Source organism: Limnohabitans sp., from assembly GCF_031539175.1.
Lineage (GTDB): Bacteria > Pseudomonadota > Gammaproteobacteria > Burkholderiales > Burkholderiaceae_C > Limnohabitans.
Genome location: NZ_JAVKLQ010000055.1, coordinates 1 through 12,573 on the forward strand (window position 1 = coordinate 1; position 12,573 = coordinate 12,573).

Consider the following 12,573-nt stretch of genomic DNA (forward strand, 5'->3'; position numbering starts at 1 on the left):
ATGGTGGCCACCAGCGGTGACCGCTTGATTGCCAACGACACCGTGCAGGTGTTGGTGCGCGAGTTGTTTCCCCGCGTGAGCGTCATCACCCCCAATTTGGACGAAGCCGCGTTGCTCTTGGGCCGCGACATTCCCAATGCCGAGGCCTTGGACACCGCAGCCCAAGACTTGCTGGCCATGGGGGCCCAAGCCGTGCTGCTCAAAGGCGGGCACTTGGCAGGCGATGAGGTGGTCGATTTGTTGGTGCAGGCCAACGGTCCTTCGCAGCGCTTGGCGTCCCAGCGCATTCCCAGCCGCAATGTGCACGGCACAGGCTGCACGCTGTCGTCGGCCATCGCCGCGCATTTGGCCCTGGGGCATCCGCTGGGCGAAGCCGTGAGCTTGGCGCGCACCTTCATCTTGGGCGCCATTGCGCAAGGCGCAGACGTGACCACGGGCCACGGTCATGGTCCGTTGAATCATGGGTTTGCGCCCGTGCCGCTTCATCGCATCACCAATCCGCCGTCGACCGTCAACACCTGACCGGTCACAAAACGGCTCCAGTCTGAAGCCAAAAACAGCACCGGTCCCGCCACATCGTCGGGCGTTGCCAGTCGGCCCAGCGGGGTCTGTGCGATCAGCAGGTCTTTGACCGGCTCCTGGGTCGCGCGGCTGGAGTCGGTGGGGCTCACCAGGCCCGGTGCCACGCAGTTCACGCGAATGCCCAAAGGCCCCAAGTCGGCAGCCAAGTTGCGGCTGAAACCCACCAAGGCTGACTTGGCCGTGGTGTAGTCGTGGTACGCGATGCTGGGGCGGTCTACCAAATCGCTGGTGAGGTGGATGATGCTGCCTTGACCGCGTTGTTTGAAGTGTGGCAACACGGCCTGACACACGTTGTAGGCCGCATGCACTGCGCCATCAAACTGCGTTTGGTACGCCTGCCAAGCCACATCCCCAAAGCGTTGGCGCTTGTCGGGGTCGAAGGTGTAGGGGCTGAACGCGTTGTTCACCACCGTGTCGATGCGGCCTGTTTCGCGCAAGGCCTGAGCGACCATGTCGTTCACGGCGTCGGGTGAGCGCACATCGGCTGCCAGCGCCCACGCATCGCCGCCGAGTTGTTGGCATTGGGCCACCACATCTTGTGCGGCGGCGTGGTTGTTCAAGTAATTCACCAGCACCATCGCGCCTTGACGTGCAAATGCTTTCGCAATGGCTGCGCCAATGCCTCGGCTGGCGCCTGTGACCAAGACCACTTGGCCTGCAAAGTTGCGTGGACTGCTGTTCATTTCTTGGCAGGCTTTGTGACGGAGGGCAACAAGTCTTGACTGACCACATCGCTCACTTGGATGTCGCGTTGAATCACACCAAAGGTTTTGTAGGCTTTCGCACCTTTTTGCAGGCTGACCATGTCAAACGCCCCCAAGCCGCGTTGGTCGGTGGCGGCCGACACGCTGGACTCGTTGCGCAGGCGGATGATGTCCAAGTTCATGCTGGGGTTTTGGCCGTCGATGGCGACTTTCACAGCGAGCTTGGCTGCTTCTTCGGGCGACTGCATCATCCACTTCGCACTGTCTTGGTAGGCGTGCAAGAAGCGTTTGAGCACGTCTTTTTTCTTTTGGTAGGTGTCTTCACGCACCACAAAGAAGTCGCTGGAAATGTTGAGGTGGTTCTTGATCTCCATCACGTTCACGCCGCCCAAACCTTTTTGGCGGCCCACCAGCAAGCCGGTGTCGGTGGCGGCGGTCGCATCGACCTGGCCCTGCATCAAGGGTGCAAAGTTCAACAGGCCCGTCACCACCACGGTCACGTCGGCTTCGGTCAAACCGGCTTGGTTCAACAGCACTTGCAAGTTTTGGCGGGTGCCGCTGGCCAAGCTGTACACGCCGATGCGCTTGCCTTTGAGGTCAGCGGGTTTGAGGATGTTTTGCGATTTGAGCGACACCACGTTGAACACGTTTTGTGGATAGATGTCGTAAATGGCGCGCAGCTTTTCGCCCTTGTCCAAAGCGGTGAAGAAGGAGCCCGGGTCGGTGAAGGCCACATCGGCTTGACCGCTGAGCAAGTTGCGCAGCGCGTCGCCACCGCCCGCACCAGGCACGTAGGCGAGGTCAATGCCACGGGCTTTGAAAAAGCCTTTGTCTTCTTCCACCAGCAAGTTGGTGATTTCGGTGATGGGCTTGCTCCAGCCTGCGACCACCACTTTGTCCAGTTTGGGCGCGGCTTGCGCCCAGCTCACCGCGTGTGTGGTGATGGCGAGCGCCAAGGCGCAGCTGACGCCAAGGGCGTGTGCATGGGCCGCGAGACGGCGCAGCCAAGGGGTGGATGGGTGCGAATGGGGGCGGCGAGTCATGATGAAGTCCTTGTCGAAAGTTCAGAAGAGTGGCTGAGCAAACGGCGTTCCAGCCATTCGGAAATTTTGTAAAACGCGAGGCCAAGTGCCGTGATGACGGTGAGCACGGCAAACATCAGCGGGGTGTCCATCGAGCCTTGCGCCGCGATGATCAAAGCGCCCAAGCCGCGGCTGGCGCCAATGAATTCACCCACCACCGCGCCCACCCAGGCCAGCACCACAGCCACGCGCAAGCCCGCCATGATGTGGGGCAAGCCCGCAGGCAGCTTCAAGCGCCACAAGGTTTGCCATGCACTGGCGCGCAACATGCGAAACAGCTCCAGCTTGTGGGCGTCCACTTGTTGCATGCTGGTGGCGGTGTTTTCCAGCAGCGGGAAAAAGCAAATCAAGGCGGTCATCACCACCGTGGGCAAGGTGCCAAAGCCAAACCACACGATGAACAGCGGGGCCAGGGCGAGCTTGGGCACCACTTGGCTGATCACCACATAAGGCATCATCACGCCGCGCAAACGCGCCGACTCACCCAGCAAGACGCCCCCCACAAAGCCCATGCTGGCTCCCAGCAGCAAACCCAGCACCACCTCGGTCAGTGTGTGGACGATGTGCGGCCACAGGTAGCCGCTGTTCAGGCCTTGCCAAAGTGACAGCGCCACCACGGATGGAGCAGGCAATACCAAGGGCGAGGTGTGGCCCACGCGCACGGCTGCTTCCCATGCCACCAGGCAAGCCAGGCCCAAGAGTGTGGAGAGGATGGCGTCGCGTTTCATCACAGCGTGGCGTCCATGGCGTGTCGCAGCTGTTCGCACAGCGCGTTGAAGGCGGGGGTGTAGCGCATCGCACTTTGACGCGGGCGCGGCAAGGCGATGTGCAGCGGCGCTTGAATGCGCCCCGCATGCATGAGGCTGACCTGGTCGGCCAAGTACACCGCCTCTGCCATGTCGTGGGTCACAAACAGCACCCCGGTGCCTTGCGCTTGGCACAGGGCCAAAAAGTCGCGCTGCAAATCTTCGCGGGTGATGGCGTCCAGCGCCGCAAACGGCTCGTCCATGAACAGCACCGCAGGTTGGGTGACCAAGGCGCGGGCCAAGGCCACACGGCTTTGTTGCCCGCCCGAGAGCTGATGGGGTTTGTCGTGGCACAAGGCCGCCAAACCCATTTGCGCCAGCAGCTGCTGGGCATGCGCACTTTGGGCGGGTGTGACGGCTCCGTGCAAGCTGAGCGGCAGCAACACGTTGTCCAGCACGCTCAGCCAGCCCAGCAGCGTGGGCGACTGGAACACAAAGCCCATCTCCGCTGTCGGTTCTTGCACGGCCTGACCCTTGAGCTGAACCTGTCCTTGCTGAGGACTGAGTAGCCCGGCGGCCAGTTTGAGCACGGTGGTTTTGCCGCAGCCGCTGCGGCCGATCAGGCAATGAATCTCGCCTGGCGCAAGTTGCAAGCTCACATCACGCACCACCACGCCCCGCTCTGGGTAGGCGAAGTGCAAGGCGTTGAGGTGCAAAAAGTGCATGGGCGAAGCGTTCACCGTGTCAGACCTCGTAGGGTGTGAAGCGCTCGGCTTCACGTTCTGTGGAGGCCTCGATGTCCACCATGCGCACCAAGTCCAGCAGGCTGAATCTGCCGTCGTGGTGCCAACCGGCTTCGGGGGAAGTCATGGCACCCAAAGCACAGATGCGCGTCACACCGGCTTGGCCCAAGCGTTGACCCAGCTGCAGCAATTCTTCAGGCGCAGCGGCCAAGCCCACGGTTTGCAAGTGGTCACGTTGTGGGGTGATCAACGGCATCACCTCGTCCAGGGTGTCCACCGCGACCACCAGGACGCAACGGTTCAGTGGGCCAGCGCTGAGCGGCAAGGCGCGGTCGCTGTAAACCACGGTGCTTGTGCCCCTACCGCTGCCTAAGACGGTGTAGGTTGTGTTGTTCAAACCGGTGCTGTTGTGTTCCGTGTCGCGTTGCGCGTCGTGATTGAGCGACGCGAGCTCATGCGCCTCGCGCCATGCGCCCACTTGCGCGGCTTCTTCCAGCGACAGGACGCGGCGCGGCAGTTTGTGTTGCAGAACAGCCAATTCGTTGGCCAGGTGTTGCGCAAAGTCTTGGGGGCTGAGCTGTGCGCCTCGTTGCACGTAAAAGACATGCGGTGAATAGCAGCCTTGCTGGTCGTAGCGCGCCACATCGAGCGCCGCCTGGCGGGCCACGCTCGGGCCTTTGCGCACGGACAGCGCCGCTTTGGAGACCATGCCCAAGCTCAGCTTGTGGCCGTGCGGTAAAAAGCGGGTGGTGACAGGTATGCGGGTTTGCATGGCCTGCAATGCTTCGTTGCCGCCATAGGCCAGCACCACGTCGGCCAAGGCGAACGCGAACGCGGTGTGCTCGTGTCCTGCGCCACTGGGCCACCACACCACGGCAAAGCAATCGGCCCAAAGCGGTTCGACCTCGGCCAGCAGCTGGGCGAACAGCGTGGCAAACACCGGCTCGGCGCTGGAGACTTTGCCAATGCTTCCGGCTTTGACCAAGAGTCCAGAGACAAAGCTCCACATCGGCAAGGCGGGCACATTGCCGGCCCACACATGCACCAGCAGCTCGGGCCCGAAGGCGCGCGTCCAGCCGCCTTGGGTGCGGGGCTGAAATTCGTCCAGCACCTTGGGGTTGGCAAAGTCTTCCGCCACAAAGCGTTGCAACTGCAAGCCGCGAAAGGTGTGCAAATAGGCGTTCAAGTTCAGGCGCACCATCTCGGCGTCAAAGCCCGTGGCTTGGGGCAGCAAGCGCTCAAGCTGTTGCCGATAGATGTCCTTGGCGTCCAGCAAACGGGCCGTGGCTTTGCCCAGCACGCGAACGATGTCCGAGACGCGCATGGTTTTCAAATGCGCGTGGCTGGCCTCGCGCACCCGCTCAGCCAAGGCCGTCATTTGTGCAGCGCTCAGTTGTGGCACGTCCACCTGCAAGGGGGCATCGGGCGCGCCCATGCTGAGGCGATGCCACGTCACGTCGGCCTCGTTCAAGCCCGGCAGGTAACCCGCTTTGAACACGCTGCGGGTCATGCTTTGGCGGCCTTCAAAAAGTCGTCCACGGCCAGGGAGCAGCCTTTGGCTTGCGCGCCTTCGGCACGGCCCAGCAACACGAAGCCGTCTTCGGTGGCCAGCCCCACGTCTTCCGTCAAGATGGTGACGACCGAGTTGAAGTTGGCCAAGTCGGTGTGGGCCAGAATGCCTCGCTCGCCTGCTGGCACGTCTTGCCCTGTCAGCGGGTCAAGCAAACGCGAGCGAATCCAGTGCGGGCCACGTTTGACCGAGGGCACGGTGCGGTTACCCGCGTCGTAGAACTGGGTGCTCAACTCGGTCATGCCGTACATGTTGAGGCACTGCGCGCGGCTGACGCCAAAGGTCGCGCTCAGTTGTTCGTAAAACGCGTCCATCGGAATTTCACGCGACTGGCCTTTGAAGCCGCCGGTGTCGAGCAAGCGGCTGCCTGAGGGCAAAGTGAAGCGCAGTCCACGCGCTTGCAAAGCATCCATCAGGTGCACAAAGCTGTAGCTCGCGCCCAGCAGGGCGAAGGGCGTGCCCGAGTTTTGGGCGTTTTGCAGGGCCTCGCACAAGGCGTCGATGCGCAGACCTTGGTCGTCGAGGTAGTAAGCGCTGTCTGGCGTGCCAAAGTGTTCGAGTGCCAACGCCAGGTAGTGGGCCAGCGACGAGTTGGGCATCAACACTTCATCAGGAAACAAGATGCCCATGCGCAGCTTGGCCTCGCCTTGCATGACGTGTTGCGCAAAGTTGCGCAGCATGGAAGCGTCGTACACCGCCATGGTGGGGTGGTAGTGGCGGCCTTTGACATCGCCGCGGGTGGTGCCGCTGGTCATGAAGGTGCGCGCGCAGGTCTCGGGTGGCACGCAGCTCAGCGTCAGATCTTTGAAGCCATTGATCGGCACAGCAGGGATGTCGCGCCAGCTTTTCACCGTGCGCGGTGTTTGGCCACGGCCCTGGCAAAACTTTTGAAAAGGACGGTTGTGCGCAAACTGGTGTGCGAACAGCTTCAGCGCCAGGGCGTTGAAGTCGTCATCACCGATGGCTGGGCGTGCCATGAACTCCAGCAATTCTGAAACGAGGGCATTCATGTTGAAACCTGGTGTGTGTACGGGTGTGTGGGCGGGCTTGTCATCATCACACTTTGGCGCGTGTCAGGCGGGCAAGGGCAAAGGTCAACAAGAGGCTGGGCAAGGCTGAGCCGTATTGCGGCGCCCAAGTGGTGGCGGCATGGAACGTGGCCACGCCCAGCAGCCACAGCAAGGCGGCGATCAGGTCTACTTTGGGTATGGGCGCATCGTCAGACATGCGCATGACCGAGGTCCAACGGCCCAAGATCACACCGTAGAGCGGCACAAACACCGAGCTGAGCATCAGCAAAAAAGGCTCCAAGCTGTGCATGGGCAGCACCCCTGCCAAGGCCGTGCACAACACCGCCAAAGCCAAGCCCCAGCGCCGAATCGACCACGTCGACTTCAAACTGTTGGCGCAGACAGCGCCCGAGTACACATCGCCATAGGCGTTGTCGAGTTCGTCCAGCAAGATCAAGCCGAGGGCGAGCAAGCCGCCCTGCGCCAACAGCAAAGCCATCACCAAGTCGGTGCCGGGTTCGGACACGCTGGCGACCAGAAAGCCCAAGGCGTAGCACCACGCATTGGCGATGGCATAGCCCACCCAGGTGCCCGTCAAGGTGCTGCGTCCGCTGCGGCCATGGCGCGCGTAGTCGGCCACCAGCGGCAACCACGACACGGGCATGGCCATGACCAAATCAATTGCCGACAACATGCTCATGCTGCCGTCACCTGGGCGCGCCATGAAAGCGGCCCAACCTTGGGCGCTGACCATGCCGATGAAGTGCCAACTCAGCCACAGCAGCGAGCCAATGACCAAGGGCAAACCGATGCGGCTGACAAACTGTCGCACCAAGGTGAGCATGGAGCCTGTCATCAGCAGGGTGAGCACGCCGCCCCACAGCAAGGTCGGCCAGAGGATGTTCAGTTGCGCGTCGAAGGCGCGCTCGCCAATGGCGGCGGTGCCATCGCGCATGACGACCAGCTCAAACGTGGTCCAGCCGATCAACTGAATGATGTTCAGCACCACGGGCAAGCGGGCAAAAGCGCTGCCGTAAATCCGGTGCATCAGCCCTGCGCTGGACAGTCCACTGTCGCAACCGAGTTTGGCTGTGACGGCCAGCAGTGCGGAGCCTACGAGAGAGCCGATCACGATGGCCAGCCATGCATCGCGTGTGCCCATGGCGGGCACCAAATAGGCGCCCACTTGCATGACCAGCAGGCCCACGCCGAGGCTGAACCACAAAGAGGCGTGAGAAAACCCGCTGAAGACGCGCGCGTCTTCGCCCACGGGGGTGAGTGATGTGTTGTTTGTATTTGCCATTGCTTGTCTCAAGTAAATGGCAGTTCGGCGAGGCCTGAGCAAGCCCATTGAAAGTGCTTGCTCTGTCTAGACCAGCTTCCCTGCGCGAGGATTACCTCAATCAGGTTCAAAGGGACTTTCTCAGTCGAAGTCGGTGACGGCTTCAACACCCCTAGCGAATGCACTATTTCTAGCGCGGTGTGAATTTTAAACCAGCCCCAACAGCCGGTGCAGCTCGGTGGATGTGGTGGTGTACTGCAGCAGGGTTTTTCGTGCCGGATGCACGATGGCCGCTGCGCCAAAAGCGGCCAAGGTGGCTTCGTGAAAGCCGCACAAAATGAGTTTCTTTTTGCCTGGGTAGGTGTTGATGTCGCCGACGGCAAAGATGCCGGGCACATCGGTGGCAAAGTTTTCGGTGTTGACCACCAGCTGCTTGCGCTCCATGGCCAAACCCCAGTTGGCGATGGGCCCGAGTTTGGGCGAGAGGCCCAAGAAGGCGACCAGTTGTTGCACGGGGCGGTCCACGGTGTGGCCATCGGGGGTGGCGATTTGCAGCGTGTGAAGTTGTCCCTCGGTGGCGAGCAAGCCTGTGGGTTGACCGATTTGCAATTGCAAGGTGCCGCCAGCCACCGCGTCGCGCATGGCTTGCAGCAGCATGGGGTCGGCTTGGAACACATCACGTCGGTGCATCAGCGTGACGCTGCGTGGTCCTTTTGACGGGGCGTTGGCGTTTGTTTGGGCTGCGAGCGTGAGTTGCAAGGCGGCTGCCACAGCCGATGCTTCACCGCCCAGAACCAACACATCTTGGTCCGCAAAGCGCGACACATCGCCCAAGCGGTAGTGCAGGTGGGTGCCTTCTAGGTTCAGCGCACCCTCGACGGCCAGTTTGCGTGCTTGAAATGCGCCGACGCCAGCTGCCACAAACAAAGTTTTGCAAATGAAATGCTGTTGTGCAGAGGTATGCACAGACAGGCAGCCATCGTCCAACCGCGTGACTTGCGTCACTTCTTGGTTGAGGTGAAACGTGGGGGCAAAGGGTTTGATTTGCGTTTGCAGCTGCGCCACCAACTCACGGCCCGTGCACATCGGAATGCCAGGGATGTCGTAAATGGGTTTGTCGGCGTAGAGCTCGACGCATTGGCCGCCCGCGTGGGGCAGCGCGTCAATGATGTGGCAGCGTATGTCTTGCAGGCCGAGTTGGAAAGCCTGAAACAGGCCCACCGGGCCCGCGCCGACGATGACGGCATCGGTGTGAATCGGGATGGCCGTCATAGGGGCGTACGCGCTCGGGGCGCAGCTTAGCGCTTGAGTTCGGCAAGTTTGCCGGTTTTGTCTTTCCACACGTCGGCATCGGCCATGGGGGCTTTGCGCTTGGTGATGCTGGGCCAGCCGATCAAGGACAACTCGGCATTGAGCTTGGTCATGTGTTGTTGACCGTCTGGCACGTCTTCTTCGGCGTAGATCGCGTTGACGGGGCACTCGGGGATGCACACGGCGCAGTCGATGCACTCATCAGGGTCGATGGTGAGGAAGTTGGGGCCTTCGCGGAAGCAGTCGACGGGACAAACGTCCACACAGTCGGTGTACTTACATTGGATACAGGCTTCGGTGACAACGTGCGTCATGACAATTCAATCAGTAAGGAAAGGGGTGGGCGTCAGAGCCATGCTCTGACCGCGAACCCTTGATTTTAAACGGCTTGGTTGTGGGGCAGGGCTGGCGCTCAGTTCACCAACACAGCGCCCGAGGTTTTGTGGGTGGCTGTGTCGACCAACACCAAGGCACCCAAGATGCGCGACTGCTTGAACGGCAGCGTCACCAAAGCCTCTTGCAGCGCCAAAGTGACGTGGCCAATGGCGTTGGGGGCCAATTCGGTGGCTTCTTCTTCGGCCAAGGTGTTCACGTTCAGACGGTGCACCACGCGTTGTACCTTGGCTTTGACCCAGCGGTGGCCGTGCAACGCCCAGTACACGCGACCAGCCACCAAAGGCTCGTCGTCCATCCACGCGATGGTGGTGTTGAGCTGGCGTTGGCCTTCGGGGCTACCTTCGGCGGCGAGTAACCAGTCGCCACGCGACACGTCGACTTCACGGTCCAGCACGATGCCCGCGCTGTGGCCCGCGGCTTTGTTTTGTGGTTCGCGTGTGGCGGACAGCACTTGCGACACCACCGCGGTTTGGCCACTTGGGAAAACTTGAACGGTTTGGCCGGGCTCGATGGTGCCTGTGGCCACACGGCCCCAGAACACACGGCGGCCTTGGGTGGTCACGCCTGAGTCGTGGAATTTTTCCACCCACTGCACGGGGAAGCTGAACGCCACCTCGGTCTCGGCGGGGGTGTTGGGCAACTCTTCCAAGATGCTCAACAGGCTAGGGCCCGTGTAGCCACACCAAGCGGCTTGGTCGGCGTTGGTCGTGTCCACCACGTTCCAGCCTTTGAGGGCTGACACAGGCACCATGGCGGTGATGGCAATGCCCGCTTCTTGGGCGAACTTGCGCAAGGCGGCTTCGATGTTTTTGTAGGCCAGGGCCGGGTCTTCCACGGCGTCGAGTTTGTTGATGGCAAACACGATGGAGGGGACGCGCAGCAGGTTGACCAAGAGCGAATGGCGACGGGTTTGGGGCAGCAATTCAAGCGCTGGGTTTTTCCAGTCCAGCTTGATGGCGTCGACCAACACCACGGCGGCGTCAGCGCTAGAGGCTGCGGTCACCATGTTGCGGGTGTATTGCTCGTGGCCGGGGGCGTCGCCAATGATGAACTTGCGAGCCTCGGTGTTGAAGTAGCGGTAAGCCACGTCAATCGTGATGCCTTGCTCGCGCTCAGCCGAGAGGCCGTCGGTCAACAAAGCGAGGTCGGTTTCGCCTGAGCGTTGCACACCCGCCAAGTGGTCTTGCAGCACGGCCTTGGTGTCGACCAACAAGCGGCCGATCAAGGTGCTTTTGCCGTCGTCCACCGAGCCGCAGGTGATGAATTTCAGGGCGGAAAAATGTTCAGAAGTTTGCATGTCTGTCAGAAATAAAGTAGGTCTTTGGGAAGCGCTCAAGGTCGTGGCGACGTTTAAAAGTAGCCGTCTTTCTTGCGCTTCTCCATCGAAGCCTCGGAGGTCTTGTCGTCCATGCGTGTGGCGCCGCGCTCGCTGACGTCAGCAGCCAACGTCTCGATGACGATTTGCTCGGGTGTGGCGGCGGTGCTTTCGACGGGGCAGGTACAGGTGATGTCGCCCACAGTGCGGAAACGCACGTCGCGAATCACCACTTCTTCGCCCTCTTTGGGGGGGGTGAGTTCGGTCACGGGCACCAGCAAGCCACGGCGGTCCACCACTTCACGCTTGTGCGTGTAGTAGATGGAGGGCAGTGCGATGTTTTCGCGAGCGATGTATTGCCACACGTCCAACTCGGTCCAGTTGGAGATCGGAAACACGCGGAAGTGTTCATCGGGTTGCAACTTGTGGTTGAACAAGGTCCACAGCTCAGGGCGCTGTGCTTTGGGTTGCCATTGGCCAAAGCTGTCGCGGTGGCTGAAGATGCGCTCTTTGGCGCGCGCTTTTTCTTCGTCACGGCGGGCGCCGCCAATCAGGGCGTCAAAGCGGAATTCTTCGATGGCTTCGAGCAAGGTGACCGATTGGTGCACGTTGCGGCTCTCACCGGGGTGCGCCAAACGCACGGTGCCCTTTTTCATGGAGTCTTCGACGCTGCGAACGATCAACTCTGCACCCAATTCTTTGGCGCGTGAGTCACGAAAGTCCGTCACTTCTTTGAAGTTGTGGCCGGTGTCGATCATCAACAGGGGGTAAGGAATGCGGCCGGCGCCAAACGCCTTTTCGGCGCACTTGAGCATGACCAACGAATCCTTGCCGCCTGAGAACAGCAGGGTGGGGCGCTCAAAGGCAGCGGCAACTTCGCGCAAGATGAAGATGGTTTCTTCTTCCAGTGCATCGAGGTGGGTGTTGCTTAAGTGGTGCAACTCGTTTTGGGTTGTAGCGTTCATGACGTTTCTCGGTATCTAACTTTTATTTCTTCACGTGCAAGCCGCACTCTTTGGCAGCTTCGTCTTCCCACCACCAGCGGCCCGCGCGAAACTCTTCGCCCATGGCGATGGCGCGTGTGCAAGGCGCACAGCCCACGCTGGGGAAAAACTGGTCGTGCAGGGGGTTGTAATCGACGCTGTTTGTGGCGATGTAGTGCCACACATCACCCCAAGTCCACTTGGCCAAGGGGTTGAATTTGCTCAGATTCTTCGTGGCCACTTCGCTGTCGTCTTGCAAAGGCACATCGGCGCGCGCGCTCGATTGCTCTTGGCGCAAGCCGGTGATCCAAGCGCGTTGGCCTTGGAGGGCGCGAGCGAGCGGCTCCATCTTGCGGATGCCGCAGCAGGCTTTGCGCAGCTCAATGCTTTTGTACATCGCGTCTTGGCCTTCGGTACGCACGAATTGGATGACCGATTCATGCACAGGGCGATACACGTGGATGGGTGCGCGTGAGGTGGCCTCTGTGCGCTCCAACAAAGCCAAAGTTTCGGTGTGCAGCGCGCCGGTTTCGAGTACAAACACGGGAATGTCGAGCTTCAAACGGTTGATGAGGTGGGTGATCACCACGTCTTCTGCCCCAAGACTAGAGGCTTGGGTGACAGGCGGGAACTCAGCTGCTGCGCGTTGCAGCAAGGCCAGGGATTCAGCCAGTTTGGCGGCGAAATCGTCGCTGGCGCGTGCATTCAGCGTGGTGGCTTTGGAGGCGTTGCCCGCTGAGAGAAAAGAGGAGGTGCTCATAAAAGTTTCAAGTGGCAACTCAGCGGTTGAGGTCGCAGCGTGCGCTGCGGGCCTCAACACGTGGTGCGTGAAATTTGAAAAGATGACCG

At 60.9% G+C, this 12,573-nt stretch carries 13 protein-coding genes and 1 riboswitch; of the genes, 1 reads left to right on the forward strand and 12 read right to left on the reverse strand.

The annotated features are described in order from the left end of the window. A partial coding sequence (locus RMS95_RS09835; protein ID WP_310645735.1) for a bifunctional hydroxymethylpyrimidine kinase/phosphomethylpyrimidine kinase occupies nucleotides 1–522 on the forward strand: 522 nt, incomplete at its 5' end. On the opposite strand, the gene RMS95_RS09840 is transcribed toward RMS95_RS09835, so the two are convergent. The 12 genes from RMS95_RS09840 to RMS95_RS09895 form a co-directional block, all read right to left on the reverse strand. Then, nucleotides 483–1,265, reverse strand: a complete 783-nt coding sequence (locus RMS95_RS09840) for a 3-oxoacyl-ACP reductase (RefSeq protein WP_310645736.1) — start codon at nucleotides 1,263–1,265, stop codon at nucleotides 483–485. The two genes, RMS95_RS09835 and RMS95_RS09840, sit on opposite strands and share 40 nt — an antisense overlap. Next, a complete protein-coding gene (locus RMS95_RS09845) occupies nucleotides 1,262–2,329 on the reverse strand; it encodes an ABC transporter substrate-binding protein (protein WP_310645738.1) in 1,068 nt (355 codons plus the stop codon). The genes RMS95_RS09840 and RMS95_RS09845 overlap by 4 nt, the downstream gene beginning before the upstream one ends. Continuing rightward, nucleotides 2,326–3,096 carry an ABC transporter permease gene (locus RMS95_RS09850; RefSeq protein ID WP_310645740.1) on the reverse strand — a complete coding sequence of 257 codons (771 nt, stop codon included), beginning with the start codon at nucleotides 3,094–3,096 and terminating at the stop codon, nucleotides 2,326–2,328. The genes RMS95_RS09845 and RMS95_RS09850 overlap by 4 nt, the downstream gene beginning before the upstream one ends. Beyond that, nucleotides 3,096–3,839: an ABC transporter ATP-binding protein gene (locus RMS95_RS09855; RefSeq protein WP_310645802.1), complete on the reverse strand. Its 744-nt coding sequence runs from the start codon at nucleotides 3,837–3,839 to the stop codon at nucleotides 3,096–3,098. Before RMS95_RS09855 ends, RMS95_RS09850 begins: the two co-directional genes overlap by 1 nt. 19 nt (nucleotides 3,840–3,858) lie before the next feature. Continuing rightward, complete coding sequence (locus RMS95_RS09860) at nucleotides 3,859–5,367, reverse strand: acyl-CoA reductase (RefSeq protein ID WP_310645741.1); 1,509 nt, start codon at nucleotides 5,365–5,367, stop codon at nucleotides 3,859–3,861. Beyond that, nucleotides 5,364–6,437 carry a long-chain fatty acid--CoA ligase gene (locus tag RMS95_RS09865; protein ID WP_310645743.1) on the reverse strand — a complete coding sequence of 358 codons (1,074 nt, stop codon included), beginning with the start codon at nucleotides 6,435–6,437 and terminating at the stop codon, nucleotides 5,364–5,366. Before RMS95_RS09865 ends, RMS95_RS09860 begins: the two co-directional genes overlap by 4 nt. A 46-nt stretch (nucleotides 6,438–6,483) precedes the next feature. Next, nucleotides 6,484–7,740 (reverse strand): cytosine permease, encoded by a 1,257-nt coding sequence (locus tag RMS95_RS09870; protein WP_310645745.1) that lies wholly within the window; start codon nucleotides 7,738–7,740, stop codon nucleotides 6,484–6,486. 60 nt (nucleotides 7,741–7,800) lie between these two features. Continuing rightward, nucleotides 7,801–7,903, reverse strand: a riboswitch (TPP riboswitch). A gap of 23 nt (nucleotides 7,904–7,926) precedes the next feature. Continuing rightward, nucleotides 7,927–8,991 carry an NAD(P)/FAD-dependent oxidoreductase gene (locus RMS95_RS09875; protein ID WP_310645746.1) on the reverse strand — a complete coding sequence of 355 codons (1,065 nt, stop codon included), beginning with the start codon at nucleotides 8,989–8,991 and terminating at the stop codon, nucleotides 7,927–7,929. A gap of 26 nt (nucleotides 8,992–9,017) precedes the next feature. Further along, nucleotides 9,018–9,344: a ferredoxin FdxA gene (gene fdxA / locus RMS95_RS09880; protein WP_310645748.1), complete on the reverse strand. Its 327-nt coding sequence runs from the start codon at nucleotides 9,342–9,344 to the stop codon at nucleotides 9,018–9,020. A gap of 98 nt (nucleotides 9,345–9,442) precedes the next feature. Continuing rightward, nucleotides 9,443–10,723, reverse strand: coding sequence for a GTP-binding protein (locus RMS95_RS09885; RefSeq protein ID WP_310645749.1), 1,281 nt, complete (start codon nucleotides 10,721–10,723; stop codon nucleotides 9,443–9,445). Between the two features lie 53 nt (nucleotides 10,724–10,776). Continuing rightward, the gene (gene cysD / locus RMS95_RS09890) at nucleotides 10,777–11,706 is read right to left on the reverse strand and encodes a sulfate adenylyltransferase subunit CysD (protein ID WP_310645750.1); all 930 of its coding nucleotides are present in this window, start codon (nucleotides 11,704–11,706) and stop codon (nucleotides 10,777–10,779) included. Nucleotides 11,707–11,728: 22 nt separating this feature from the next. Continuing rightward, on the reverse strand, nucleotides 11,729–12,484 hold the full coding sequence (locus RMS95_RS09895; protein WP_310645751.1) for a phosphoadenylyl-sulfate reductase: 756 nt from the start codon (nucleotides 12,482–12,484) through the stop codon (nucleotides 11,729–11,731). Nucleotides 12,485–12,573 lie beyond the last annotated feature (89 nt).

Coding starts and splice junctions, on each gene's coding strand:
- RMS95_RS09840 (WP_310645736.1), bottom strand. CDS start 1,265: ATGAACAGCAGTCCACGCAACTTTGCAGGCCAAGTGGTCTTGGTCACA.
- RMS95_RS09845 (WP_310645738.1), bottom strand. CDS start 2,329: ATGACTCGCCGCCCCCATTCGCACCCATCCACCCCTTGGCTGCGCCGT.
- RMS95_RS09850 (WP_310645740.1), bottom strand. CDS start 3,096: ATGAAACGCGACGCCATCCTCTCCACACTCTTGGGCCTGGCTTGCCTG.
- RMS95_RS09855 (WP_310645802.1), bottom strand. CDS start 3,839: ATGCACTTTTTGCACCTCAACGCCTTGCACTTCGCCTACCCAGAGCGG.
- RMS95_RS09860 (WP_310645741.1), bottom strand. CDS start 5,367: ATGACCCGCAGCGTGTTCAAAGCGGGTTACCTGCCGGGCTTGAACGAG.
- RMS95_RS09865 (WP_310645743.1), bottom strand. CDS start 6,437: ATGAATGCCCTCGTTTCAGAATTGCTGGAGTTCATGGCACGCCCAGCC.
- RMS95_RS09870 (WP_310645745.1), bottom strand. CDS start 7,740: ATGGCAAATACAAACAACACATCACTCACCCCCGTGGGCGAAGACGCG.
- RMS95_RS09875 (WP_310645746.1), bottom strand. CDS start 8,991: ATGACGGCCATCCCGATTCACACCGATGCCGTCATCGTCGGCGCGGGC.
- fdxA (WP_310645748.1), bottom strand. CDS start 9,344: ATGACGCACGTTGTCACCGAAGCCTGTATCCAATGTAAGTACACCGAC.
- RMS95_RS09885 (WP_310645749.1), bottom strand. CDS start 10,723: ATGCAAACTTCTGAACATTTTTCCGCCCTGAAATTCATCACCTGCGGC.
- cysD (WP_310645750.1), bottom strand. CDS start 11,706: ATGAACGCTACAACCCAAAACGAGTTGCACCACTTAAGCAACACCCAC.
- RMS95_RS09895 (WP_310645751.1), bottom strand. CDS start 12,484: ATGAGCACCTCCTCTTTTCTCTCAGCGGGCAACGCCTCCAAAGCCACC.